The following is a 24,703-nucleotide window of genomic DNA, read 5'->3' on the forward strand; positions in this document are numbered from 1 at the left end:
GCAACAGGCGCAGCCGCCACGGGCGCTGCAACAGGCGCTGCGTACTGCACGGGCGCCGCCGCCGAATAACGGCTGATTTTCACTGATTCTTCGCCTTCGCGAATCTCTATTTCAGCAATATCCGATTCCTCGATAAGATCAATCAGTTTTTTTATTTTTCTAATATCCATTGTTCTGAGTTCTCTCTAGTAATATCTGATGAGCGGCTTGCAAAGCCAATTCGTAACCGTTCGCCCCCAATCCGCAGATAACGCCGACGGCGATATCCGAAAAATACGAATGCTTCCTGAAAGGCTCACGGGCATGCACGTTCGATAAATGTACTTCTATGAATGCAATCTTGGTTGCCAGCAAGGCATCGCGAATGGCCACGCTGGTATGGGTAAATGCAGCAGGATTGATAATGATGAAATCGACACCCTGCCGATACGCTTGATGTATGTGTTCAACAATTTCGTGCTCGGCATTGCTTTGCAGAAAGCTTAATTGATGCCCAAGCGTTTGGGCCAATTGCTCCATTGCCTGCTGAATGCTCTGCAATGTTCTATTACCGTATAGCCCTGGTTCTCGAACGCCTAACAAATTTAAATTGGGTCCATTGAGAACAGTGAGGTTTGCCATTGCCGATGCTGAACAAAAATACTAAATAAATAGGAATTCTGCCTAATTTGTAGGTTTTTGTCCAGATAAACCGCTTTTCACTTCATTAGACCGCGTTTTAGCGACTTTTCAGTCATTTTGTCGTCAACAACGGTCCAATCACTTCCAACACTTTCTCTCGCGTCAATTCGCCTAACTGATGATGCATGATTTGCCCTTGTTGATTAATGATTACCGTGAACGGCACGGTATTGATTACATTACCCAGCTGTTGGGCCAACATCGTTGCACCTTCGCCGCCAATCAACACCGGATAATTGATCTTGATACGCTTCAGGTAATCTTCTACCGGCTGTTTATCCTCAATGGCTATGCCGACAAACTGCACGCCTTTGTCTTTATATTCATCCTGAAGCTTTATGAACTCAGGAATTTCCTTCAAACATGGCGGACACCAGGTTGCCCAGAAGTTGATAATCAATATCTTCCCTTGCCATTGCGTGACAGACTGCGGCTTATCCGCCAGGTCCGGTAAGCTAAAGTTCAATTGAGGGGCCGGCTTATTGGTTTCGGCGACTGCCAAATATTGTCTGGCAAACAGACCCGCCACTAACGCAATAAAGGCAATGGCGGCGACTATCAGTATGATTTTTTTATTCATAGTTGCTGCAATGTTTTTAGAAAAGTAGCGGCATCCTGATAGCCTATCACGCGCTGCGCGACCCGTTCCCGGCCATCGGCACCGAAAAATATAATGCCCGGCGGCCCAACCAGCTCGAAGCGTTTTAACAAGGCTTTATCCGCCTCATTGTTAGCGGTAACGTCGGCTTGTAACAGCACAAAATTAGCCAATTGCTGCTTTACCTGTCCATCGGTGAAGGTATAAGCCTCCATCTCCTTACAGGAAATACACCAGTCGGCATAGAAATCCAGCATCACCGGTTTGCCACTCGCCGATGCTTGCTGGATGCGTTGCTCCAATTCCGCAACCGACGCCACCCGCTGAAAGCTAAGACCTTCAACCAGCTGCGCTTGGGCATTCAAAGCCATACCCTGTAGCGGTTGCAGCGGATTACTGTTTCCGGCACTCAAGCCGATCAGCTGCAATATGCCAAACACCAGCATGATGATACCCAGCCCTTTCCAAAGCTTGCGCCAACCCGTGACAGATGTTGGCAGCGGATCGATGGCCCCAAGAAATATAGCGGGAATGATCAACAATAAAGACCACAAAAACATCGTCACCGCTGCCGGCAAAATACGCGACAACATCCACACCGCCACGGCCAACATCGCCACGCCAAATACCGCTTTGGTGGCATTAAGCCAATCACCCGCCTTGGGCAGCAGTTTTCCAGCTGATGCGCCCAGCAATAACAACGGCGCGCCCATGCCAAGCCCCATCACGAACAATGCCGAACCGCCCAACACCACATCGCCGGTTTGACCGATATAAATCAATGCCGCCGCCAGTGGTGCCGCCACGCAAGGCCCGACGATCAGCGACGATAGCGCCCCCATGATACCGGCACCGAGACAAGAACCATCGCGATGCTTATCGCTGGAGTGATGCAAGGCAGACTGCAGCGATTTAGGCAGCTCCAAATGGTAAAAACCAAACATCGACAGCGATAACACCACGAACAAACCCGAAAACACTGCGATGACCCAAGGCTCTTGAAATGTCGCTTGCAGATTGCTGCCGAACAAAGCCGCCAGGATACCGAACAGCGTATACATCAAGGCCGAAGCAAAAACATAACTCAAAGACAGCAAAAAGGCCTTGCGCGTACCGATTTGGTCACCATGACCGACAATGATCCCGGATAAAATCGGAATCATCGGAAACACGCACGGCGTAAATGCCAGCAACAAGCCGAAGCCGAAAAAACTGAATAACGTCAGCGCTAAACTATCATGCCGCAAGGCATTGACGATTTTGTCCTGCTCCGACAATTCGGCAACCGCGGCCGGTTTGGCTTGCGGCAAGGCGTCCGCAGACGGCAAGTCCAGACTCACTTCGGCTTGCATCGGCGGATAGCAAACCCCACGGTCGGCGCAACCTTGAAACTTTGCCAGCAACTTGATCGTCTCGGCTGCCGAACTTCCGCGTAGTAGCGGTACGTCGGCGCTGATCTGGTTACGGTAGATTTGCACCTGGCCAAACTCAGCGTCGTGGTACGCAGCCCCTTCAGGAAGCTGTAAAGGCGTTAATTGCGTCTGCGTGGCACCCTGCAATTTAACCGACAACTTATCCTTGTACAGATAATAACCTTCGGCAATTTGCCAGCTTGCTTGCAAGGTATGCGGGCCTTTCAGGCTGGCAAAAAACTGAAACGCTTGTTCCGGCGGCAATAATTCTTCGGAAAACAAACCAGGCGTCAAGCCCTTTAGACCTTTGACAAACTGGTTAAGCGCCCCACTGTTTGCAGAGGGCTGAGCCGCAGGCAACACTACATCCAGCAGCACTTTTTGCGGCGGATAACAAACACCGACATCCGCACACCCTTGGTACTTGACCAGCAGCTTTAATTGGGTTTCACGGCTTTGATTAATCAGCGGCAACACGACATCGAGCGCGTTCCGATACACCACCACTTCGCCCAGACTCGGGTCATGCTCGGTAACGCCTTCCGGCATACTTGCCTGCTCGAGCTGAATCGCTTCGGTTTGCGACTGGAACTTGGTTTTATCGCGATAAAGGTGATAACCCTCAACTATCTGCCAGTGCAGTTCGACTTTATCGGCGGTTTCGGCGGTGGCAGTTAACTTGAATGCTTGCTCGGGCGGTAAAAAATCCTGACTATCCAGCGCCGCCGCAGTGCGCACAAAAACAGCCAACAAACATAATAAAATCAGTCGATACCAAGGCATGAGTCTATCCATTTCAAATAGTCCAGCGAGCCGCTTTCTATCGCGACCGCAATAATTTCCGGGAGTTGGTAAGGATGCAGGCTTTTCAGCGTCGCTTCAATGGCCGCATAGCGGTCTTGATGACTTTTGATGAGCAGTAAATGTTCCTGAGCGGTTTCGATTTCGCCCTGCCATTCGTAAACCGAACGCACACCGGGCAGTATATTTACGCAGGCGGCTAATTTTTGGGTTATCAGTGTGCCGGCAAGTTTGTCGGCAACCTCTAGGTCCGGGCAGGTACAAAGAATCAATTGATACATCGCGACATTATCCTGGAAATTGCACCAAGATGCTCTTAGTATTAGCGGCTTTTTACCGCAACCGAGCTCACCATGAAAACCATGCAAATTCTGTTTATCGCTTTTTTGATCGTGCCGTTTGTGGAAATATACGTGCTACTGCAAGTCGGCGGCTTGATCGGCGCCTTCCCCACTATTTTGTTAGTGGTATTTACCGCTGTATTGGGCGCCTGGCTACTGCGTCGCCAGGGTTTCGCTACCTGGCAACGCTTCCAATCAGGGTTGGCCCAAGGCGAAATTCCGGCTTATGAAATGATCGAAGGACCGATATTACTGGTGGGAGGAGCGCTATTACTAACACCGGGATTTTTCACCGACATGCTGGGCTTCGCTTGTCTAATTCCAACTTTACGCAGAAAGATTGCTCAGTACATCATTGAGCATCATTTGCTGCAATCCCAAGTAGGCTCGGTATTTCAGCAAGCGCGAAACTCGCAAACCATTATTGAAGGCGAATACAACAAACAGGATTAACAAGATGTTTTTGAATCCGAACCGCGCCAAAGGCGCGGATTCGGAGCTAGCTGCTATGGCTTATTGACCATCGACTGCCGTATTGGTACCCAAGGTATTTTTGTCCATACTGGAATATGCGGGGCACCAGCCTGAATAACTGGTGGCAACCAAAGCCAACCCAACCAACAACATCAGAATGCTGGCGGTAAACAATGAAACGGCCAGCAACACCACGCCCGAAACCATACGGACTTTCTTATCTTTCTCGCCGATGTTGTGCTCAAATTTGATCAAACGTTTATAATCGAAGCTCATTTCCAATCCTCTCTGTGTTGTAGTTATTAGTCCCGACGCACGGCTTTCCCTTAAAGGCAAGCAAATATACACAGCTCTTCAAAATCTGCAAGTTATAAAAAATGGACGCCTCTTCTATCATCACCTCTCTAAACGACGACCAACGTCTGGCCGTTTCTGCCCCCATGCAAGCCATGCTGGTGTTGGCCGGCGCCGGCAGCGGCAAAACCAGGGTATTGGTGCATCGCATCGCCTGGCACATCCAGGTCAACCAGATTTCGCCTTACAACATTCTGGCGGTGACGTTTACCAATAAAGCCGCTAATGAAATGCGGCACCGCATTGAAGATTTACTCGAAACCCCGGCCCACGCCATGTGGATAGGCACTTTCCACGGCCTGGCCCACCGTTTACTGCGGCAACACGCCAAGCAAGCCAAGCTGCCGGACACCTTCCAGGTGATGGATAGCGACGACCAATTGCGCATCATCAAACGGCTGATGAAAAACCTGAATTTGGATGACAGCAAATGGCCACCCAAGCAAGCGCAATGGTTTATCAATGCGCAAAAAGACGAAGGCATCCGCGCCAAGCATATGCAGGATAGCGGGGACTTTTACAACCGGCAGATGAAGGACGTTTATCTGGCATATGAAGACGTGTGCCAGCGTTCCGGCTTGGTGGATTTTGCCGAACTGCTGCTGCGAGCCCACGAACTGCTACGCGATAACGAAGATTTGCTGGCGTTTTACAAGCAACGCTTTCAGCAAGTGCATGTTGATGAATTTCAGGATACCAACACCATTCAATACGCCTGGCTGCGGCTATTAACCGAGGGCAACAACAACCTGTTCGTAGTCGGCGACGACGATCAATCCATCTACGGCTGGCGCGGCGCCAAAATCGAAAACATCTTCAATTTCCAAAAGCACTATCCGGAACACGGCATCGTCCGCCTGGAGCAAAACTACCGTTCCAGCGGCCATATTTTGAAGGCCGCCAACACCTTGATCGCCAATAACGATAACCGGATGGGTAAGGAATTATGGACCGACGCCGGCGAAGGCCAAGCTATTTCTCTGTATTCGGCATTCAACGAGCAAGACGAAGCGTATTTTGTGGTCGAAAAAATCCGGCAATGGGTTAGAGATGGTGGATTGCGCAGCGACACGGCCATCCTGTATCGCTCCAACGCCCAATCCCGACAATTCGAAGAACGCTTGATGACCACTGCCACGCCGTATCGGGTTTATGGCGGCCTGCGCTTTTTCGAGCGGATGGAAATCAAGAACGCCCTCGCCTATCTGCGCCTATCAACCAATCCGCACGACGATCCTTCCTTTGAACGGGTAGTGAACACGCCAACGCGCGGTATCGGCGCCAAAACTCTGGACGACATGCGCATCCTGGCGCGCGAACAACAACTGTCTCTATGGCAAGCAGCCTTGGCGATGCTTGAACACAATCAATTACCGGCACGCGCCGCCAATGCTTTGCGCGGCTTTTTAAACCTGATTGTTGCGCTTGGCGAAACCACTAAAGAGCTAAGCCTACATGAAACGGTTAAACAAGTCGTCGAGACCAGCGGCCTGATCGAACTGTATAAAAAAGAAAAGCAAGACAAAGGCGAAGCGCGAGTGGAAAACCTGGAAGAGCTGGTCAACGCCGCCCGCTTGTTCGATTACGACAGCGAAAATGCCGAGAATATGGGCGAGCTGGACATGTTTTTAGCGCACGCGGCGCTGGAAGCCGGCGAAATGCAAGGTGAAGTCGATGAAGATTGCGTACAGTTGATGACGCTGCATTCCGCCAAAGGTCTGGAATTCAAGCTGGTGTTTCTGGTGGGATTGGAAGAAGGCCTATTCCCCTCTCAACAAGCCTTGGACGACGCCGGCCGCTTACAGGAAGAACGCCGACTTTGCTATGTCGGCATCACCCGCGCCATGCAACAGCTGTACTTGACCCACGCGGAGTCAAGACGGCTTTACGGCAAAGACAGTTATCCGCGTGCCTCGCGGTTTTTGCGCGAACTGCCGCAGGAGTCGATTCAGGAAATCAGGTTACGCGCCAATGTCAGCAGGCCGGCGGCCAATAGCGCACCGCAAACCAAAAGTCTGGGCAGCAAGGGTACTTACAAACTGGGCCAGCCTGTCAGGCACGAAAAATTTGGCGAAGGCGTGGTCCTGCAAATGGAAGGCGAAGGCGAACAAGAGCGGGTACAGATCAATTTCCGCAATGCGGGCATCAAATGGCTGATGCTGGCTTACGCCAAGCTGGATGCGGCGTAGTTTAGAGCGTTTTGAAAACGCGGCGTTCGGGTAAACCGAACGCCGCGAAACAAGGCAAGCCGACTAAAAATTAGTCGGTGACAGTGATGACTTTCAGGGAGTTAGTGCCGCCGCTGGCGCCGGTCAAGTCGCCTTTGGTACGGATCAGCGCATCGCCCGGTTTCACAACACCGCGCGCTTTCAAGGCCTTAATCAGGCTTTGAGTCACGCTGGCCGATTCCATCTTTTCCTTGGCAAACGGAATTGGGAATACCCCTTTATACAGGGTCACCTGACCCAAAGTACGCTCGCAACTGCTGAATGCGAAGATAGGAATATCGGAGCTGATTCTGGACATCCACAGCGGTGTCGAACCCGACTCGGTCAAGGAGGCGATACCGGCTATTTTGGTATGGTTGGCCATGTACATCGCTGACATCGCAATCGCTTCGTCGATACGCTCGAACTTGTCGGTCATCCTATGCATTGATTTGGTCACACTCGGCTGCTTTTCGGTCTCCAGACAGATGCGCACCATGGCTTGCACGGTTTTCACCGGATGCTTGCCGGAGGCGGTTTCCGCGGACAACATGATGGCATCGGTACCGTCAACAATAGCGTTGGCAACGTCGAATACTTCCGCACGGGTCGGGATAGGATTCTCGATCATCGATTCCATCATCTGCGTCGCAGTAATCACTGCCCGGTTCAGTTCGCGCGCACGCTGAATCAGCAGTTTTTGCGCAGCCGGCAGATTGGCATCGCCAATTTCCACACCCAAGTCGCCACGCGCTACCATGATGGCATCGGATGCCAGGATGATTTCGTCGATAACGTCCATCGCTTCCGCGCGCTCTACCTTGGCAACCAAGCCGGCGTAAGAACCGGCTGCTTGCAACAGCTCACGGGCTTCATGCATATCATCGGCAGTACGCGGGAAGGAAATCGCCACGTAATCGGCTTGAATCACCGCGATGGTTTTGATGTCTTCTTTGTCCTTGTCGGTCAAAGCTGCCGCGGACAAGCCACCGCCTAACAGGTTGATACCTTTGTTGTTCGACAAATCACCGCCCACCACCACTTTCGTGTTGACGCGGGTGTTGTCGATCACGTCGACCACATCCAACACTACCCGGCCATCGTCCAGCAACAAACGGGTACCTGGTTTTACTTCGCGTGCCAAAGGCTCGTAGCTGATACCGACTTGGGTATTGTCGCCGTCAAGTTTGCCCAGATTAATATCCAAGGCAAAGTCCTGACCTTCTTCCAGCCAGACTTTATTCTCTTTGAAACGCTCGATCCGGATTTTCGGACCTTGCAAGTCAGCCAGAATCCCAACGCGGCGGCCGGTTTGTTTACTGATAGCTCTGACCCGGTTGGCGCGATCAATATGATCCTGCGCCGAACCGTGCGAGAAATTAAGCCTTACAACGTCGATTCCAGCCTCGAACAACTCTTCGAGTACGCCGGGCTTGTCCGTAGCAGGTCCCAGCGTAGCCAGGATTTTCGTTCTTCGTAACAGCATGTAAACCCTTTATTTGGCGTTGAACAAAGCGACCGTGGTATCGAGCATACGGTTTGAGAAACCCCATTCATTGTCGTACCAGGACAGGACTTTCACGAAATTACCACCGGTAACTTTAGTCAGACCGGCTTCGTAGATGGAAGAATGTGGATTGTGGTTGAAGTCCATAGACACCAATGGCTCATCGTTGATCGCCAAAATGCCTTTCAATGGACCAGCAGCCGCTTCGCGTAAAATGCCGTCGATTTCTTCTTTTGTGGTATTGCGTGACGCTTGGAAGCACAAATCCACAACAGAGACGTTGATAGTGGGAACACGCATCGCGAAACCATCCAGTTTGCCTTTCATTTCCGGCAATACCAAACCTACCGCCGCAGCAGCACCGGTTTTGGTTGGGATCATGGATTGAGTAGCGGAACGCGCGCGGTGCAAGTCACTGTGGTACACGTCGGTCAACACTTGGTCGTTAGTGTATGAGTGAATGGTGGTCATCAAACCGTGATCCACACCGATGGTATCCATCAAAGGTTTAACTAATGGCGCCAAGCAGTTGGTGGTGCAAGAAGCATTTGAGATAACCGTGTCGGATGCTTTCAAGGTTTGGTGGTTAACACCATAAACGATGGTTGCATCGACATCATTGCCGCCAGGAGCGGAGATAATGACTTTTTTGGCGCCGGCAGCAATATGCGCAGACGCTTTGGCTTTGCTGGTGAAGAAACCGGTGCACTCGTGCACAACATCAATGCCCAATTCAGCCCAAGGCAGTTTAGCGGGATCTCTTTCAGCAAATACGCGAATTTTGTCGCCATTGATCACGATGTAATCACCGTCGACAGACACATCGAATGGAAATTTACCATGTACGGTATCGTATTTGGTCAAGTGTGCGTTGGTTTTGGAATCGCCCAAGTCGTTAATAGCGACAACTTGGATCTCGTTGGTGCGACCTGATTCGTACAAAGCGCGCATGACATTGCGACCAATACGACCATAACCGTTAATTGCAACTTTAATTGCCATAGAGTTTTCTCCGGGATGAGTGTGAAAGACTTGCGTCGAGATGTGCCAAAAGCACCAAAAATAGACTGGATTGTAGCAATAACCAGCGCTCTACGTCTACCGCTGCGGCGCGCTGCGGCTGGCAGAAATCCATACTCATCGTCTTTAAGCTCGTTTGGGTCCTATGCCTGTTGAAGGGCACTCAACATCCGGCTTCGGCGACCCGACCGGAACACCAGTAATAAATAGCATCGGGTTAATAAAAGGTACAATCCTATTTAATGTCCACTAACAGCAGCACAACACATGCAAATTCAATGGTATCCCGGCCACATGCACAAGGCCAGCAAGGAGATCAAGTACGCCTTGCCCGACATCGATTTGCTGATCGAAATTCTCGACGCCCGCATTCCTTACAGCAGCCAAAACCCGATGTTGGCCGGCCTGCGTGGCGATAAACCCACTATCCGCGTGCTCAGCAAAACCGATCTGGCTGATCCGGAATTGACTAAAGCATGGCAAACCTATCTGGAACGGGAACAGGCGGTAAAAACCCTGGCAGTCACCACCCAACAGCCGGAAAAAATCAAACAGATTATCGACTTATGCGCAAAGATGCTGCCGGAGAAAACCGCTGCCAACAAAGTGATTCGCACTATGATCATGGGCATCCCCAACGTCGGCAAATCCACCATCATCAATGTACTGGCGGGCCGGACCATCGCCAAAACCGGCAACGAGCCGGCTGTCACCAAACAACAGCAACGCATCAACTTGGGCAATAACATCGTATTATCCGACACCCCCGGCGTGCTCTGGCCCAACGTAGAAAACCGCCACAGCGGTTATCGGCTGGCAGTGACCGGCGCGATCAAAGACACCGCATTTCAACACGACGACATCGCACTGTATGCATTGGAATACCTCGGCAAAGCCTATGCCGAGAATCTAAAAGCCCGCTACCGGCTGACTGAACTACCCAGCGAGGCAATGACATTACTGCAAGCCATCGGCACCAAACGCGGCTGCTTGCGTAGCGGCGGCGTGGTCGAGCTGGACAAAGCCGCGAAGCTTTTGCTAAACGAACTGCGCGCCGGTACGCTGGGCCAGATCACATTGGAAACGCCGGAGATGATAGAAGCGGAGATGGTGGAATTGACGGCTATTCGGGCAGAAAAAGAGGCCAAGAAAGCTGCAAAGCGGCGCGGTAACAGGCAGGATTAAGGCTGGACTTGGTAGGGCGATCCGGTTGACTGATAAGTACTTTAGGCACAGCCGGCCACTGATCTTGCCCGGATTTGACGGACACTCAACTAAGCGACTTTTTTAGCTTCAAAATTTTCCGGGCTGATATAGCCTAATTTGGAGTGAAGCCGTTTTTGACATCGGATGGCAATAGTGGAGTCCAAAGAGTTAAGCCGCTTTCAATTTCTGAGTATAAAACTGCCGTGTAAAGGCAACAGGAGACAAGTAGCCTAGTCGGGCCTGTTTCCGTTGCCGGTTGTAAAATATTTCAATGTATTCGCTGATTTCCTGCCTAGCTTCCATACGAGTACGGTATTGGCGATGATGAACCAGTTCATTTTTCAGCGATCCCCCGAAACTCTCCATCGGCGCGTTATCCCAACAGTCGCCCTTGCGACTCATGGATGCTTGCATGCCTAGTTGGGTCAGCAAGGCCTGGTACTCATGCGCACAATACTGGCTTACCGCGGTCTGAATGCAGAATCAGGCCCTTATCGATTTCCTGCCAGAGACCGCACGAAAAACAGCCTGCATCACGAGATTCTTGGTCATGCGTTCATGCAAGGCGTAGCCGACCAATTCACCGCTGAATAGATCTTTGATGCCCGCCAGATATAACCAGCCCTCGTCAGTTGGAATGTAAGTAATGTCGCTGACCCAGGCTTTATTCGGCTCTAACACGTTAAAATTCCGCTCCAATAGATTCGGCGCCACCGGCAAGCTGTGTCGAGAATCCGTGGTGGCTTTGAATTTTCGCTTCTGGATACAGCGTAACCCCAGTTTCCGTCGAATGCGCTTAATCCGGTCAATTCCGATATGCGTGCCATTGTCGGCCAAATCCCGCTGCAACCGCTCTGGACCATACGTGCCTCGGGTACGTTGCTGAGCGGCTTGTATTTCAATTTCTAAACGATCATTCGCTTGTTTGCGAAGCGAAACCGGACGATTAAGCCACGCATAATAACCACTTTCCGATACTTCCAATACCCGGCATAACCCCAATACCGGATACTGCTCTCGCCATCCCTTAATCAGGCCAAACTTCACGTCGACGTCCTCGCAAAGTAGGCCGCGCACTTTTTTAAGAGATCACGCTCCATTTTGACTTCAGCCAACTCACGTTTCACTTTGGCCAGTTCTAATTCGACCTCTGTCAGGGGGCGCTGATGTTTGCCCACTTCAGCCAGTTTGCCAGCGCGACCCGCAGTGATTCAGGCGGCGGTTAGTGTAAGCCGCGCTTAGCAGCGGGCCGATATCGGTATCAAAACCAACACCAAAACTGTAATGATGCTGTTTTTTGGCTTGCAGTTTAATCGCGACGGGCACACCTTGCTCGGCGCTCAAGGTATCGGGAACAATATCAACTGTGGCGAAATAACCGCTTTTTAAAAGGTTGGCATGGGTCTTGGCCAACTGGCTGCCGTTATAAAAACGCCGCTGTTGATCGAGATATATTTGGCGACGAACGCAGGGTTTAAGGCATCCTGATGCACAACGATTTCATCAAACACTTTGCGCGGCCCACTATCAAACACCAACTTGATTTGGGCTTTATTGCGCTGTTTGTCTATCAACAATTTTTTTTCGGTAAAGCTGCCGCGCAAATAGCCGGTTTCCATGGCTAATGCTTCAATACGGGTTTTCATCTTTTCGTATTGGCTGTGATCCAGCGGGCTACCGGCAATTTTTAACAAGTTGTCCCGTAACTTTTGAAACTCTAGGTTGGTTTTTGCTGACCCGTTAATGGTGACGCTGACTTGGTCGACAAACACTTGAGGACCTGCGGCAATATCAAAATCGGCAGTCCAGCAGTCGTTTTTAAACACCAGGGACTTTTTAACGCTGGTATGGTAATGACCCAGCGCGCGCAGTGCCTGATCAATTTCCTGCTCTGCTTTGGCGTAAAGGCTGCGTATTTTCCACTCGGGCGTGTCACATTTTTCTTTTTCCAAAGACAGCATCAGCCGGGTGTTGGATGCGGTTTTGCCTTCAAGCCCGGTAATAAGAACCGTGGCAAATCCCGCCGGGGCACATAAGCCTAAGAACGGCAGCGCCAGCATTGTTCTCCAGGTTAACCTAAGCAAAAACATTAAATACTGCATTAGTGTGCTTTATGCCGATTGGACCGGTAGCCGAGAAAGATCCGGCCTTAGTTGAGCTTGACCGGATCAGCCCATCAAGGTTTGTTATGGTCTAAACTTTTGCTGAATTGGCCGCCACAGTGCCTTGATCGCCATGAATTTATGCCGTCAGCTTACCTTACTGTATCAGCTTAGGCGACCTTGCTGATGTTCACCAGGGCCTAGCGAGGGCGTCAGCTAACAATCCTGTCAAAGCACCTGCTCTTATAGCCGGCGTTCGGGCTTTCAGCGCATAATTTCGACAACGTAATACAGAGCAGACAAATGAACTCGCTTTTTCACAAAATATTCATATGCACGGCATGGTTGGTCACGGTTTTTAATTTCGGATGCGCAAGGACTGACCAAGCTCTTGAAGAGTTTATGACTGTCAGTGGCACGGCTGCGTACCGCCAACGCATCGCCATGCCGCCGGATGCGGTGTTGTCGGTGCAGCTTGAAGACGTGACGCTGGCCGATGCGCAAAGTCCGGTGTTGGCCGAATTTAGCGAGCACTTTGGCGACCGCCAGGTCCCCATAGCCTTTACTCTGCCAGTACCCAAGACGGCCATCCATGCCAATCACCGTTATAACCTGAGGGCGAGCATTACTGTCGGTGGCACCCTGCGTTTTACCACCACGCGCCTTTATCCGGTGTTAACCGACGACCGGCTCAGTCAGGTCGACCTGCTGCTTGACGCCGTTACGGCAAGCGCCGCCGGTAGATCAGCAAACGTCTTACCGACCCCCCTTAGTCTACCGGCCAGCTTTGCAGCAGCGCTGCCGTGTGCCGATTGTCCTGGCATTATGCAAACCCTGACTTTGCGTGGTGATGGCCTGTACCGTTTGCGCCGGGTTTACCAAGAGAAACCCAACGGCTTGTTTGCCGAAGCCGGCGGCTGGAAAATTACAGATAATGTATTGCGCCTGAACAATGGCACTGAAACCTCACTATTTGCCATCCTTGATAACGACACATTGCGTCAGCTTGATGCCGCAGGCCAGCCCATAAAATCGCCTGCCTATCTCGATCTTCGCCGCAACATTCAAGTCGATCCGCTAAACGATTCGGTGCAATGGTACGGTAAGTTCCAATACATGGCTGATGCTGCGACGTTCACCGAATGCGCCAGCGGCCTAAGCTGGCCGGTTGTGATGACGGGCGACTACCTGACCGCAGAACGCAACTACAGCAAATCGGCTGTTACGCCCGGTTCGCCGCTTTGGGTGACGTTTAAAGGACGACTTGAGCAACGTCCGGGCATGGAAGGGCCGGTCATCGAGCAGATGGTGATCGAAAAATTCAACGCGTCGCAACCCGAAAAAGCCTGTAAACCAACAGCCTCCAACGCTGGGTTGGCAATTGCCGAACTAAAAAACACCTATTGGAAACTACTGAATATTGGCGACCAACAGATACCCATATCGCCGTCAGCGACAAACCAAATTCATATGATCCTGGCCAACCAGGGTTCGCGGGTGAGCGGATTCAGTGGCTGCAATCAATTTACCGGCTCATTTAAACACTCAAGCCAGGAATTGCGCTTTTCGCAGATGGCCGGCACCATGATGGCCTGCTCGTCGCCTGCTATGGAACTAGAAACCAAAGTACTTGAGGCACTAAATACCACTACCCATTACCGTATCGAAGGTGAACATTTACTGCTGCTTACAGGCAATAAGGTGATAGCGCGTTTTGAGTCGCTGTATTTGCGCTGATTGCGCATCTTATTTTGGCGCGGCGCGGTCCAGGGCAGGGTTCCTGATTCCCTTTAAACAAATTAGGACTAACATGAAGCTACCTCTTTTAATGTTGGCAAGTGCGTTTTTCATGCTTATCTGATGCGGCGCCGATCAAGCTTTTTTGTGAAGTCCACGCGTCGATTAGACTGCCATCGACGCTGGAGTATTCATACGAAACGAGGTTTTGCCATTCTGCTTCGCTGCGCAAGGCTTCGGACAACAGGCGCTCTCGGTTGGCGCTGAAGACGCTGCGCTCCCAACCCGCATCGTCACGCCCAGACCGATAAACCTGCGAAACAGCGACGAAGACGGAATCAATTGAGGGCAATACGCTGTCAACCAAGAGTCTTAACTCTTACTCACCGACTTAGCCGGTAATCTTTTTATAACCAGGGGGGCAGGAAAATGCTGAGAAGATACCTTTTTCTTGGGATAGTTTTAATCGTGGCTTGCGATTTATCGGGTTGTGGTTTATTGGCCGTCAAAGAACAGCATCAAAAAATCACCAGCTATTGCCAAATTTATGGAACAGTAAAACCTGAATTTGACAATGGTAAAAAAATGATCGTAACGCTGTTTAAATTCAATGGCGGAGACGTTAATAATCGCGCCAACTGGGGGTTGTTTGACCATTTCGTCAGAGATCAACCTGGAAAGTGGTATTTTTCTACCGCATCAGGCCGATACGTTTTGGCTGCTTTTAAAGACGTCAATTCGGATTTAGTCTATCAACTCGACGAACCGGCGTTGGCTCCGAGGCTTGATAACATCGTTGACTGCCAGCCAGGGGGCGTCAAAACCGATATTAGCTTGGTGATACCCGAACAAGGTCGCACTCCAGCACAATCGCCCGTTGATATTTCCAAGCTGCAAGCCCGCAGCAGCAAAAATCAATTCGATATTTCGCTTGGTCAGGTGGCTAAACCTGGCGTCCTGGCAAGTTTGGATCAGCCCCGTTTTGCCGAGGAAGTCGCTAAGCAAAGTCTGTGGAAGCCACTGGATTTTTTGATCGATGGCAATGCAGGGCTTTATTTTTTAGAGCCTTATTCCGCCAATAAAATACCCGTGCTGTTCGTGCATGGCATCAATGGCACGCCACGCGATTTCAGTTATTTGATCGAACAATTGGATAAGACACATTTTCAGCCGTGGGTGGTTTACTATCCATCGGGAGCCTATATCGATAATGTGGCACGCTATATTGAACAGATGCTGCAGCAGTTGCATACCCAGTATCATTTCGAAAAAATTGCCGTAGTTGCGCACAGTATGGGTGGCTTGGTATCGAGGAGCTTTATTCTCAAACATCTGGAAAATGCAAAAACTCCAGTTATTCCATTATTTATTTCAATTGCCACTCCCTGGAATGGTCATGCAGCGGCAAAACTAGGGGTCGATCATGCGCCAACTCCCGTCTACTCTTGGGAAGATTTGGCGATTGGAAGCCATTTTCTGAAGCAATTATTCTATAGCGGGGAATACTCGGAGATACGTAAACGTTTGCCGGATTCGATAGCTAACCATTTGTTGTTTTCATTCATTGACACTCAATCTGGTGACGGCACTGTTAGTTTGTCCAGCCAATTACGCGACGAAGCGCAAGACGAGGCCGAGCGTCTATATGGCTTTTCGGCATCGCATATGGGGATTTTAAATCTGCCTGAAGTTGCTCGGTTAGTTAATCGCTTGCTGGAAAACAACTATTAAAAATGATTGGGGTTCTGACCAGGACAATATCGCTTACGCAAGGCCGTTTTTAGTGTCTAACAATATTAGGTAATGCCCACCGGCATAGGGTGTTTTTATACATAGAATAGAAAACCAGTGGCAAAACTACAAAACCCGCTTAAATTCCAGTCATTTTGGGCTGAACTGTCAGCGGGTTTTCTCAAAGTTCCGTTCGATAACGTCGACCAACAGCTCCAGGTCGGCTTAGTGCATATTGCGGAAAACATGGATATTGACTACGCTCGGTTGGGTGTGGCAGCCGAAGACAATAAAGATATTTACGCTTCTTTTACTTACGCCACTGCCGGGACAAAACCCTGGGAAGGGTCATCGTTATTGGCCGCAGGGCCTTATTTAGCAACGCGTTTGCTGTCAGGCCAACCCGTAATATCGATGAGTTGCCTGACGTGGCTGCAATTGAATAAGCCAGCCTGGAACGCCTGGATCTGAAATCCGATTTGCTGTTTCCATTTATGGTGGGCGGCACGCTTTCCGGGGGTGTCGGTTTTGCTTGCGCAATCCAATTCTGGAGCAAGGAGTTCAATAAGCATGATCGCGTATTTGTTTGCATTGGTAGCCGTATTGATCTCAACGCTATGGGGTGCTTGCAGCATTTATTTTGGCGATTCGCATACAGGAGGACTTCAGCAAGTTTTGGCTTTATTTTTCGGGTTAATAGGCTGCGTCACAGCCATTGGCTTGCTAGCGGGTCAATGGCGCAGATCGCTATTAACCGTTTATTTTATCGGTTTGTCCGGTATCTTGATTTGGTGGCTGAACATCGCGCCATCGAATGATAGGCAGTGGCAAGCTGACGCCCAACACTTGGCCCATGCCAGCTTTGTCGGCAATCTGGTTACCGTACATAACATTCGGAACTTCAGCTACAAAAGCGAATTCGATTATCAACCGAATTATTACGACAAAACCTTCGATTTAAACAAATTGGAAGGAATCGACTTATTTTCCGTGTATTGGATGGGGCCGGCCTTCGCTCACACTATTTTGAGTTTTCATTTTGCTGGCGATGATTATTTGGCGGTGTCTATCGAAGCGCGCAAAGAAATCGGTGAGGGTTACTCAACGGTAAAAGGCTTTTTTCGTCAATACGAGCTGATTTATGTCGTGGCCGACGAACGGGATGTTATCGGTTTGCGCGCCAATCACCGAAACAACCCACCGGAACACGTTTATTGGTATCGGCTACAAGGTTCCCATCAAAACGCCAAAAACCTGTTTCTGGAGTATATGAACAAAATCAACCAGCTTAATGAGCAGCCAACGTTTTACAACACGCTACTGGATAACTGTACGACAGCCATTTGGTGGCGGACTCGGGTTAATGCCGAACATCTGCCATTTTCCTGGAAAGTATTGCTTAGTGGCTATCTTCCAGAATATCTCTACGAAACGGGGCACCTGGATAACGGTAAGCCTTTTGATGAGTTACAGAAGCGCGCTCTTATTAACGATCTCGCCCATGCAGCCGACCATCGCTCAGATTTTTCGACGCGCATTCGGACGGTCGAGCAACAAATCTAGCAGCAATTTTTTGTCACAGACTTATTTGAGATGGACAACATGAAGGTTTCTTTGCCAATGACCACTAGCCAAACCCGAGGATTTTTAGCGGTTGCCTCTTTAGTCATGCTTTTGACGGGCTGCTCCAGTATTGGCAAAGGAGTGGCCGAGGCCTTATTGCAAAAAAACGAAGCCGAAGATACGCGCATATGCCAAGTCTGGGGCCAGCCTTTCAAAGGCATCGACGCTGGCTTGAGTAAAACCCAGGGTAAAACCAAAGTGTTGATGGTACATGGTGTCGGCGATCATATTCCAGGCTATACCACTGAATTTCTTGAAAAACTAGCGAAACAATTGAATCTGAATGCCCGTTCGGAGCAGCAAAAAAATATTAGCCTGTCGGCTCCCTTGATTGCCGATAAACATCTCGGCAATTTACGTATTACGCATTTGTTCAATGAAGAAAGCCATAAGGAACTGATGTTTTATGAGTTAACTTGGTCGGAAATTACCCGCGATGAAAAGCAATTGTTGGCTTTCGATAATTCGGGAGAATACGAATTCCGTCGCGCTAAACTCAATGATATGTTGAAGAAATTTAGTAACGATACCGGGCCGGACCCCATCATCTATCTGGGGCAAAAGCGCGAAGCCATATTAGCCGCGTTTTCCCAATCGATTTGTTGGATGGCAACCGGCGATTGGCAAGACCTCCCCACTAGCGGCAATCACACATGTACAGGCTTGGACGATTCCAAGGTTGACCACATTATTCATGATGATTATGTGTTCATCTCGCACAGTTTGGGAAGCCGAATCACCATTGACGGCATGCAGCGCATTGCACATATTCTGGACAACAAAGCCCAGTACACGGATGTTATCCGCAAGGTCGGTGTTGCCGAAAAGGTTATTGAGGCGCTTCGCAACAAAGAAATGCCGATTTTCATGCTCTCCAACCAGTTACCTATGTTGCAATTGGGTAGAGAATTGCCGGAGATCAGCGGCCAGCGTGCTAACTATTGCCAGCCGGACGGTGCTAAATACGCAAGCCGTATATTCAAGTTAACACCGATTATCGCCTTCAGCGATCCCAACGATTTGCTCAGCTACGGTATTCCGTCTGGCTTTAGCGATAAATATCTGGACTCCCGTTTATGCACCAAGATTACCAATGTCAACATCAACATAGCCAATGTCATCGACGCATTTGGTATCAGCGATTTAGCCAATCCGCTTGAGGCACATTTGGGCTACGCCCAGGATGATCGTGTGATAGCGCTGATTGCCCACGGCATTGGTCATCAGCAATCTGCGGATTTGGTCAAAAACCGTTGCGAGTTCACCAAAACAGTTGAGTAAGTCGCCCCCTTTATCTGCTCCCGTACAAAGCAGTATTCTGTTTATCAAGCTGGCAATGCGGAACGGTGGGGTATCGATAGATTTCATTCAGGAGTACAAGCCCATGGCAAGTGATAAAAAAAAGAAAAAAAAACCAAGCCCCGCATCAATCATTACGCCAGATACCCAATCATTGGTCTTCAAATCGCGAGCTCAACGTCTGACAGAAGGTAAATCGCTACGCGATCAGGTGCCGCGCTCCCGTCACGCCCTTTGGCCCACGTCGCCAAGTCGCCGAGACCCCATTGAGATACTCGAGGAGTCTAATCGAGATCGAATAGCCGAGCTGGTGCCAATAAGATACGGACGCATGCTGCGAAGTCCGTTCGCTTTTCTGCGTGGTTCCGCCGGTCTCATGGCCCACGATCTGGCTACAACGCCTAGCACTGGTATCAAGGTACAAGCTTGCGGCGATTGCCACCTATTGAATTTTGGACTGTTCGCCACACCGGAACGCAACCTGATTTTCGATATCAACGATTTCGATGAAACCCTACCTGCGCCTTGGGAGTGGGACATCAAACGCCTGGCTGCCAGTTTTGCTGTTGCAGCTCGGGATGGGCAACTGGATGACGATGAAGCCAGGGCGGTTGCCGTTGAATGTGCTCGAGCTTATCGTGAGCATTTGCGGGAATATTCCAAAATGAAGCCCTTGGAGGTTTGGTATGACCGTCTGGATGGCCAGACATTGATTGACATGGCGCCAGATGAAAAGCTCAGAAAACGTCGCGAACAATTAGTCGAGAAAGCCAGACAACGTATCGGCGACCAACTGGTAACCAAGATCGCCGCGTCAGTCGGTGGACGGCACCAATTAATCGATCAGCCGCCGATACTTTTTCATATGCAGGGCGATGAACAGGAACAGCGAGTTCATGGCGCAATCTCAGCTTATCGTCAATCGCTTTCCGATGATCGGCGGGTACTCTTTGATCGTTACCGCCTGGAAGATATTGCTGTGAAAGTAGTCGGTATAGGCAGCGTAGGGACACGATGTTTCATCGGTCTATTTTTTTCCGAAGAGAATCATCCCTTGTTATTGCAGTTCAAGGAAGCCTGTCCTTCCGTTCTGGAACGCTATGCCGGCGAGAGTCGTTATGACAATCATGCCCAGCGCGTGGTGATGGGGCAACGACTGATGCAATCTTCCAGCGATATTTTTTTGGGTTGGACGCGGGTACAAAGCAGTGGCCGTGATTTTTTTGTACGGCAATTGCGCGATATGAAAATGGCGCCGCCTTTGGAAGGCGCTACTGCACAGCAGGCCATGCTATATGCGGAATTGTGCGGCTGGACATTGGCCCGTGCTCACGCCAGATCGGGTGACGCAGCAACGATCAGCGGCTATCTGGGAAAATCGGACCGTTTTGATCATGCAATCGGTGATTTTGGTTTAGCTTATGCCGATCAGACAGAACAGGATTACAAGGCCTTGGTAGACGCCGTGAACGCGGGACGCGTTGAAGCGCTAATCGAGGAAAATGCATAATTGACTGCAGTAATGATTAGATCTGACCTTAAGGACGCTCTGATTAAGTTCTGCGACAGGCGAACGCTATTTGTTGATCCCGCACGTATTTTCAAGGGTATAAATAGTGAACTTGTCGAACCATGAGTAAAATCAGCTTGTTCAGGCCTTTCTTAGCCGAATAAAAAATTAATTCCGGACGTGCCATGAGCGATGAATACCAGTTGAAAATTCCAGATGATTTTTCTTTGGTGCAGGGTGGGCCGCTATTTCAAATGCTGATTCGCGGACGCTTATCGACAAGTGCATTGGGTTGGCTGAGACGGCGAGTTATTTTCTTTGTATTGTTAACCTGGCTGCCTCTATTGATATTGTCAGTACTCTCAAATCAAGCCGCGACCGGCGTTCAAATGCCCTTTTTCTACGATATCGAACTGCATGTGCGGTTTTTATTGGCTCTGCCTTTGATGTTGGTTGCGGAATGGGTAGTTCATAGACGATTAAGACCCGTGGTGTTGCAATTTGTCGAACGCGAGATCGTGACGATCGACGTTCGGCCACAATTCGATGCATGCATCGCATCGGCATTACGATTGCGTAATTCTCCCCTGATTGAAGTTCTAATCTTGCTGTTGGTAACGACTATTGGGCATTCAGTGTTTTTCGAACTAAGGGCATTGAACGCCACTGCCTGGTACACGCAGGGAGTGTCTCCGGCAGGCTATTGGATGACATACATAAGTCTTCCGGTGTATCAGTTTATTACTCTGCGCTGGTTGTTCCGAATCCTGGTTTGGTGCCGATTCCTGTGGCAAGTTTCTCTTCTTGATCTCCATCTCATTCCGACCCATCCTGATCATGCCGGTGGCTTGGGTTTTCTCAGTGCAAGTGCGGCTTCTTTTGCGCCCCTGTTGTTCTCGCAAGGTGCTTTATTGTCGGCGATGCTGGCTGAGCGAATCTCCTATACGGGCGCGGTGCTGACAGAGTTCAAGCCGGAAATCGCTTTCTTTGTAGTGTTTTTTTGGCTGCTGGTTTTGGGGCCATTATGTGTATTCACACCAGCGCTGGTCAGAGCCAAACGCAAGGGATTGCTAAGCTATGGCGTTTTGGCGAGCCGCTATGTTCGCGAGTTCGATAACAAGTGGCTGCGAGGTGGTTCAACTATGGATGAAGCATTTATTGGCAGTGGCGATATTCAATCACTTGCGGACTTGAATAACAGTTACGAAGTCATTCGCGATATGCGAATGCTCCCGTTTGACAGGCAGGCTGTTATGCAAACTACTATCGCCATGCTGATGCCCTTATTGCCATTATTACTCACCATGATTTCTTTGGAAGACCTTCTGAAGCGCTTGATTGGAATGCTGTTGTGATAATTTAGCCCCATTTCCAAAAGGAGGCTAAATCTATTCTCGGGCATTTCAAAATTAACTCGATGTTGCAAGCCGAATGGCATACTTTTGCAAACATGCTTCGGGGGATAACACCCAGATTGCTTGCTAAAGCGTACACGCGTATCGCAGCGCTTTCCACAGACGCTAATTCATGCCTCGGGACAAAGCGCTGGAGGCTAAGAATATCAAGGCATAAAGAGGCAAATTTATTCGCACTATGGGCGCTAAAGGTCGAAAAAATTCGCTCAGTATGTCCCCAACTATAAACTTAACGGCATTACTCCCTCCAGAGGCTGTCTTAAAACGTAGGTCTGGCTCAACGCACAATAAAACCCAAACTACATTTTGACTTTTACGACAACCTCAGGAGGGACAAGGCGATATTCTGATTCTTAAACATCCCTTCTCGGTGATTGCGCTCTCGCTAATGGTCTCTACGGGACTAAGACGCCAACAACATATTATCCAAAGTCTTTTTCGCCAAGGCTGCTTGCTCGGCCGGCACGGATACTTGGTTGACCACATGGCCCGCCGCCAGGTTTTCCAGCACCCAGCATAAATGCTGTGGATCTGTGCGGAACATGGTCGAGCACATGCTCAAGGTCGGCGCCATAAAGTGCACGCTTTTGCCTTGGGCTTTGCATTCTTGATTCAGCCGGTTTACCAGATTCAATTCAGTTGCCACCAGCCAGCGGGTATTGGCTTCGGCTTCGCGGACGATTTTTAAAATCATCTCGGTGGAACCGATATAGTCGGATTTTTCGCACACTTCAAAACAGGCTTCCGGGTGAGATATAACGATGGTTTCCGGATGTTTTTCCTTGAAGGCATCGATCTGTTCGGGTTGAAAGGCTTGATGCACGGAACAATAGCCTTTCCAGAGAATAATCTTGGCATCGCGGATTTGCTGCTCGGTCAAGCCGCCCTGCGGTTTGTTGAAATCCCAGGTTACCATTTGCTCTAACGGTATCCCCATCCGATAGCCGGTATTGCGCCCTAAATGCTGGTCCGGGAAAAACAATACTTTCTCGCGTTTGGCAAAACTCCAGTTCAGGATTTTTTCGGCATTGGACGAGGTGCACACGATGCCGTCGTGTTGCCCGCAAAAGGCTTTTAAATCTGCGGCGGAGTTGATGTAAGTTACCGGAGTGACCGCGTTTTGCACGTCGATGATTTTTGCCAGTTCATCCCAGCATTGTTGGACTTTGACTTTATTGGCCATGTCCGCCATCGAACAACCGGCCGCCAAATCCGGCAATATGGCTATCTGCTCCGGCCGCGACAAAATGTCCGCCACTTCCGCCATGAAATGCACGCCGCAAAACACGATGTATTCGGCTTCGGATTGCGCTGCTTCCCGAGATAACTTTAAAGAATCGCCATAAATATCGGCGTGTTTGAAAACCTCATCGCGTTGGTAATGATGACCAAGCACGATACAACGTTTGCCGAGTTTGGCTTTGGCGGCAACGATGCGGGCATCGCATTCCGCGTCATCAAGCAAGGCGTAATCATGTATGGGTAAGGCAGCAGTCATTTTTTAACCTGAAAATAAAACAAAGAATTGTAAAGCCTTGGGCAGGTTTTTTAACAGTCGGTTCCATCGCCAGCCGATTTACCAAGCATATTGCAGCAAGGTAATGCCGATCCAGCCAAAACCCAGCGTGGTCACCACAAAACTCAAAGCCGAGTAAACCCGCCAGATCGGCTTGGACCAAAAATCCGGATCGAATGCCGCGACCACAAACACGCCGGGATTGGTCAGACCGCCGATCACGACCAACCAACAAGCCGTCACCGGCAACGGCACTTTGGTGCCATAAAAGCCCAGGCAAAATAGCGCCATCAACGCGAAGTCCACGTGGGCCCTGATCAGGGTTTTGTAGTCTTTCAAAAATTCGCCGTCTATACCTTTTATCGGAAACCATTTGGCAAAAGTCATCAGCCATGCGGAAAGCAAAATAGCGAAGATCATCAGCACAGCGCCTATCAATAATATTTCCATGATTTTTTAGTCTGTCGTTGTAAAAATTAGATTGAAGTCCAAGCGAATCAATATAAAGCGTGCTGAAGCAAACTCATGGCACCGGCACCGCTTTGGTTTTGCACATACTGCAAAACCACCGGCACAAACTGGCTGACCATGGACGGATTCATCCCCAAGGATTGAAACGATCCGGCTAAATTCGCCAGACTGCCGAGTTGCCCACCCATTAATCCACCCGCAGCGCCCAGCAAAGATTGCGAGCCTGATGCGGAAACCTGTTGCGGCACCGAGGACAAATAGCGGTCCATCCCCGGCACGGCATTGCTTAATTGCGAGAAGTCGCCGGGATTCATGCGTTGCTGCGCCACGGAAAAAATTGAACCTACACCACCCAGAGCCTGCTGCGGACTGATTCCCAATTGCCCGACCAATATATCAATTAACCCTAACTGGCTCGCCTGCCCCACAGCACCGGCTATAGAACCCGCAGCACCCGCTCCATAGCCGGTTTGCGGCCCGCCCAAGGCGAAAGTCTGATCCGAAACCTGCTGTTGAACGGGTGCGCAAGCACTGATGACCGCGAGAGTGCTAACTGCTGTAAAACCTTGCAAAACCTTCATTCTGTCAAACTCCTGAAAATTGCCGAAACACCGGATCAAGCCACATCATGGCCGCCAAAACCGGCACTGTAAATCGAAACCGGCCTAGGACACAACCTGCGCCCTTTTATCTGGTCA

General features: G+C 50.0%; 24 protein-coding genes and 1 pseudogene. 10 read left to right on the forward strand and 15 right to left on the reverse strand.

The window, feature by feature from the left end:
• From NP589_RS04675 to cutA, 5 genes are all read right to left on the reverse strand, one after another.
• On the reverse strand, nt 1-170 hold a 170-nt coding region (locus NP589_RS04675), incomplete at its 3' end, for a DUF8684 domain-containing protein (RefSeq protein ID WP_504137417.1).
• Entirely contained in the window at nt 160-621 is a 462-nt protein-coding gene (gene aroQ / locus NP589_RS04680; RefSeq protein WP_256605944.1) for a type II 3-dehydroquinate dehydratase, read from the reverse strand. The genes NP589_RS04675 and aroQ, both read right to left, overlap by 11 nt.
• Before the next feature lie 112 nt (nt 622-733).
• Complete coding sequence (locus NP589_RS04685) at nt 734-1,261, reverse strand: TlpA family protein disulfide reductase (protein ID WP_256605945.1); 528 nt, start codon at nt 1,259-1,261, stop codon at nt 734-736.
• On the reverse strand, nt 1,258-3,474 hold the full coding sequence (locus NP589_RS04690; RefSeq protein ID WP_256605946.1) for a protein-disulfide reductase DsbD: 2,217 nt from the start codon (nt 3,472-3,474) through the stop codon (nt 1,258-1,260). The genes NP589_RS04685 and NP589_RS04690 overlap by 4 nt, the downstream gene beginning before the upstream one ends.
• Complete coding sequence (gene cutA, locus NP589_RS04695) at nt 3,456-3,773, reverse strand: divalent-cation tolerance protein CutA (RefSeq protein ID WP_256605947.1); 318 nt, start codon at nt 3,771-3,773, stop codon at nt 3,456-3,458. The genes NP589_RS04690 and cutA overlap by 19 nt, the downstream gene beginning before the upstream one ends.
• Nucleotides 3,774-3,845: 72 nt before the next feature.
• Here cutA and NP589_RS04700 point away from each other — a divergent pair, with 72 nt between their 5' ends.
• Nucleotides 3,846-4,286, forward strand: a complete 441-nt coding sequence (locus NP589_RS04700; RefSeq protein WP_064037820.1) for an FxsA family protein — start codon at nt 3,846-3,848, stop codon at nt 4,284-4,286.
• Nucleotides 4,287-4,346: 60 nt separating this feature from the next.
• On the opposite strand, the gene NP589_RS04705 is transcribed toward NP589_RS04700, so the two are convergent.
• Nucleotides 4,347-4,583, reverse strand: a complete 237-nt coding sequence (locus tag NP589_RS04705; protein WP_256605948.1) for a YgaP family membrane protein — start codon at nt 4,581-4,583, stop codon at nt 4,347-4,349.
• A gap of 101 nt (nt 4,584-4,684) precedes the next feature.
• Here NP589_RS04705 and uvrD point away from each other — a divergent pair, with 101 nt between their 5' ends.
• Complete coding sequence (gene uvrD, locus NP589_RS04710) at nt 4,685-6,850, forward strand: DNA helicase II (RefSeq protein WP_256605949.1); 2,166 nt, start codon at nt 4,685-4,687, stop codon at nt 6,848-6,850.
• A 70-nt stretch (nt 6,851-6,920) separates the two neighbouring features.
• Here uvrD and pyk read toward each other — a convergent pair whose 3' ends face one another.
• Together pyk and gap are read right to left on the reverse strand one after the other, a co-directional pair.
• Nucleotides 6,921-8,354, reverse strand: coding sequence for a pyruvate kinase (gene pyk, locus NP589_RS04715; protein WP_256605950.1), 1,434 nt, complete (start codon nt 8,352-8,354; stop codon nt 6,921-6,923).
• Nucleotides 8,355-8,363: 9 nt separating this feature from the next.
• Nucleotides 8,364-9,377, reverse strand: coding sequence for a type I glyceraldehyde-3-phosphate dehydrogenase (gene gap / locus NP589_RS04720; protein WP_256605951.1), 1,014 nt, complete (start codon nt 9,375-9,377; stop codon nt 8,364-8,366).
• A gap of 285 nt (nt 9,378-9,662) precedes the next feature.
• Here gap and ylqF point away from each other — a divergent pair, with 285 nt between their 5' ends.
• On the forward strand, nt 9,663-10,580 hold the full coding sequence (ylqF, locus tag NP589_RS04725; RefSeq protein ID WP_256605952.1) for a ribosome biogenesis GTPase YlqF: 918 nt from the start codon (nt 9,663-9,665) through the stop codon (nt 10,578-10,580).
• A gap of 189 nt (nt 10,581-10,769) precedes the next feature.
• Here ylqF and NP589_RS04730 read toward each other — a convergent pair.
• From NP589_RS04730 to NP589_RS04740, 3 genes and pseudogenes are all read right to left on the reverse strand, one after another.
• Nucleotides 10,770-11,812 (reverse strand): annotated as a pseudogene (locus tag NP589_RS04730) (IS3 family transposase); the annotation flags it as partial.
• A complete protein-coding gene (locus NP589_RS04735) occupies nt 11,781-12,014 on the reverse strand; it encodes a hypothetical protein (RefSeq protein WP_256605953.1) in 234 nt (77 codons plus the stop codon). The pseudogene NP589_RS04730 and the gene NP589_RS04735, both read right to left, overlap by 32 nt.
• Nucleotides 11,987-12,661 carry a POTRA domain-containing protein gene (locus NP589_RS04740; protein ID WP_256605954.1) on the reverse strand — a complete coding sequence of 225 codons (675 nt, stop codon included), beginning with the start codon at nt 12,659-12,661 and terminating at the stop codon, nt 11,987-11,989. The genes NP589_RS04735 and NP589_RS04740 overlap by 28 nt, the downstream gene beginning before the upstream one ends.
• Nucleotides 12,662-13,105: 444 nt before the next feature.
• Here NP589_RS04740 and NP589_RS04745 point away from each other — a divergent pair, with 444 nt between their 5' ends.
• On the forward strand, nt 13,106-14,440 hold the full coding sequence (locus NP589_RS04745) for a YbaY family lipoprotein (protein WP_256605955.1): 1,335 nt from the start codon (nt 13,106-13,108) through the stop codon (nt 14,438-14,440).
• 88 nt (nt 14,441-14,528) lie between these two features.
• On the opposite strand, the gene NP589_RS04750 is transcribed toward NP589_RS04745, so the two are convergent.
• A complete protein-coding gene (locus NP589_RS04750; protein ID WP_256605956.1) occupies nt 14,529-14,792 on the reverse strand; it encodes a hypothetical protein in 264 nt (87 codons plus the stop codon).
• A gap of 77 nt (nt 14,793-14,869) precedes the next feature.
• Here NP589_RS04750 and NP589_RS04755 point away from each other — a divergent pair, with 77 nt between their 5' ends.
• The 6 genes from NP589_RS04755 to NP589_RS04780 all read left to right on the forward strand — a co-directional run bounded on the left by NP589_RS04755 (nt 14,870) and on the right by NP589_RS04780 (nt 21,958).
• Nucleotides 14,870-16,171 (forward strand): alpha/beta fold hydrolase, encoded by a 1,302-nt coding sequence (locus NP589_RS04755; RefSeq protein ID WP_256605957.1) that lies wholly within the window; start codon nt 14,870-14,872, stop codon nt 16,169-16,171.
• 117 nt (nt 16,172-16,288) lie between these two features.
• Nucleotides 16,289-16,642, forward strand: coding sequence for a hypothetical protein (locus NP589_RS04760; RefSeq protein WP_256605958.1), 354 nt, complete (start codon nt 16,289-16,291; stop codon nt 16,640-16,642).
• 99 nt (nt 16,643-16,741) lie between these two features.
• Nucleotides 16,742-17,734, forward strand: coding sequence for an Lnb N-terminal periplasmic domain-containing protein (locus NP589_RS04765; protein WP_256605959.1), 993 nt, complete (start codon nt 16,742-16,744; stop codon nt 17,732-17,734).
• Nucleotides 17,735-17,791: 57 nt separating this feature from the next.
• Nucleotides 17,792-19,075, forward strand: a complete 1,284-nt coding sequence (locus NP589_RS04770; protein ID WP_256605960.1) for a hypothetical protein — start codon at nt 17,792-17,794, stop codon at nt 19,073-19,075.
• Nucleotides 19,076-19,178: 103 nt separating this feature from the next.
• The gene (locus NP589_RS04775) at nt 19,179-20,603 is read left to right on the forward strand and encodes a DUF2252 domain-containing protein (protein WP_256605961.1); all 1,425 of its coding nucleotides are present in this window, start codon (nt 19,179-19,181) and stop codon (nt 20,601-20,603) included.
• Nucleotides 20,604-20,788: 185 nt separating this feature from the next.
• Nucleotides 20,789-21,958, forward strand: coding sequence for a hypothetical protein (locus NP589_RS04780; RefSeq protein ID WP_256605962.1), 1,170 nt, complete (start codon nt 20,789-20,791; stop codon nt 21,956-21,958).
• Between the two features lie 463 nt (nt 21,959-22,421).
• Here NP589_RS04780 and nadA read toward each other — a convergent pair whose 3' ends face one another.
• The 3 genes from nadA to NP589_RS04795 form a co-directional block, all read right to left on the reverse strand.
• Nucleotides 22,422-23,516: a quinolinate synthase NadA gene (gene nadA / locus NP589_RS04785; protein ID WP_256605963.1), complete on the reverse strand. Its 1,095-nt coding sequence runs from the start codon at nt 23,514-23,516 to the stop codon at nt 22,422-22,424.
• A 78-nt stretch (nt 23,517-23,594) separates the two neighbouring features.
• Nucleotides 23,595-23,984 (reverse strand): hypothetical protein, encoded by a 390-nt coding sequence (locus NP589_RS04790; RefSeq protein WP_064007797.1) that lies wholly within the window; start codon nt 23,982-23,984, stop codon nt 23,595-23,597.
• A gap of 47 nt (nt 23,985-24,031) precedes the next feature.
• Nucleotides 24,032-24,586 (reverse strand): DUF2780 domain-containing protein, encoded by a 555-nt coding sequence (locus NP589_RS04795; RefSeq protein ID WP_256605964.1) that lies wholly within the window; start codon nt 24,584-24,586, stop codon nt 24,032-24,034.
• Nucleotides 24,587-24,703 lie beyond the last annotated feature (117 nt).

Origin of the sequence: Methylomonas rosea (assembly GCF_024505055.1) — a bacterium.
In the GTDB taxonomy this organism is placed as follows: domain Bacteria; phylum Pseudomonadota; class Gammaproteobacteria; order Methylococcales; family Methylomonadaceae; genus Methylomonas; species Methylomonas rosea.

What these genes read in the sequence shown, in the direction of transcription:
- aroQ (WP_256605944.1), bottom strand. Translation starts at nt 621, where the DNA reads ATGGCAAACCTCACTGTTCTCAATGGACCCAATTTAAATTTGTTAGGC.
- NP589_RS04685 (WP_256605945.1), bottom strand. Translation starts at nt 1,261, where the DNA reads ATGAATAAAAAAATCATACTGATAGTCGCCGCCATTGCCTTTATTGCG.
- NP589_RS04690 (WP_256605946.1), bottom strand. Translation starts at nt 3,474, where the DNA reads ATGCCTTGGTATCGACTGATTTTATTATGTTTGTTGGCTGTTTTTGTG.
- cutA (WP_256605947.1), bottom strand. Translation starts at nt 3,773, where the DNA reads ATGTATCAATTGATTCTTTGTACCTGCCCGGACCTAGAGGTTGCCGAC.
- NP589_RS04700 (WP_064037820.1), top strand. Translation starts at nt 3,846, where the DNA reads ATGAAAACCATGCAAATTCTGTTTATCGCTTTTTTGATCGTGCCGTTT.
- NP589_RS04705 (WP_256605948.1), bottom strand. Translation starts at nt 4,583, where the DNA reads ATGAGCTTCGATTATAAACGTTTGATCAAATTTGAGCACAACATCGGC.
- uvrD (WP_256605949.1), top strand. Translation starts at nt 4,685, where the DNA reads ATGGACGCCTCTTCTATCATCACCTCTCTAAACGACGACCAACGTCTG.
- pyk (WP_256605950.1), bottom strand. Translation starts at nt 8,354, where the DNA reads ATGCTGTTACGAAGAACGAAAATCCTGGCTACGCTGGGACCTGCTACG.
- gap (WP_256605951.1), bottom strand. Translation starts at nt 9,377, where the DNA reads ATGGCAATTAAAGTTGCAATTAACGGTTATGGTCGTATTGGTCGCAAT.
- ylqF (WP_256605952.1), top strand. Translation starts at nt 9,663, where the DNA reads ATGCAAATTCAATGGTATCCCGGCCACATGCACAAGGCCAGCAAGGAG.
- NP589_RS04740 (WP_256605954.1), bottom strand. Translation starts at nt 12,661, where the DNA reads ATGCTGGCGCTGCCGTTCTTAGGCTTATGTGCCCCGGCGGGATTTGCC.
- NP589_RS04745 (WP_256605955.1), top strand. Translation starts at nt 13,106, where the DNA reads ATGACTGTCAGTGGCACGGCTGCGTACCGCCAACGCATCGCCATGCCG.
- NP589_RS04755 (WP_256605957.1), top strand. Translation starts at nt 14,870, where the DNA reads ATGCTGAGAAGATACCTTTTTCTTGGGATAGTTTTAATCGTGGCTTGC.
- NP589_RS04765 (WP_256605959.1), top strand. Translation starts at nt 16,742, where the DNA reads ATGATCGCGTATTTGTTTGCATTGGTAGCCGTATTGATCTCAACGCTA.
- NP589_RS04770 (WP_256605960.1), top strand. Translation starts at nt 17,792, where the DNA reads ATGACCACTAGCCAAACCCGAGGATTTTTAGCGGTTGCCTCTTTAGTC.
- NP589_RS04775 (WP_256605961.1), top strand. Translation starts at nt 19,179, where the DNA reads ATGGCAAGTGATAAAAAAAAGAAAAAAAAACCAAGCCCCGCATCAATC.
- NP589_RS04780 (WP_256605962.1), top strand. Translation starts at nt 20,789, where the DNA reads ATGAGCGATGAATACCAGTTGAAAATTCCAGATGATTTTTCTTTGGTG.
- nadA (WP_256605963.1), bottom strand. Translation starts at nt 23,516, where the DNA reads ATGACTGCTGCCTTACCCATACATGATTACGCCTTGCTTGATGACGCG.
- NP589_RS04790 (WP_064007797.1), bottom strand. Translation starts at nt 23,984, where the DNA reads ATGGAAATATTATTGATAGGCGCTGTGCTGATGATCTTCGCTATTTTG.
- NP589_RS04795 (WP_256605964.1), bottom strand. Translation starts at nt 24,586, where the DNA reads ATGAAGGTTTTGCAAGGTTTTACAGCAGTTAGCACTCTCGCGGTCATC.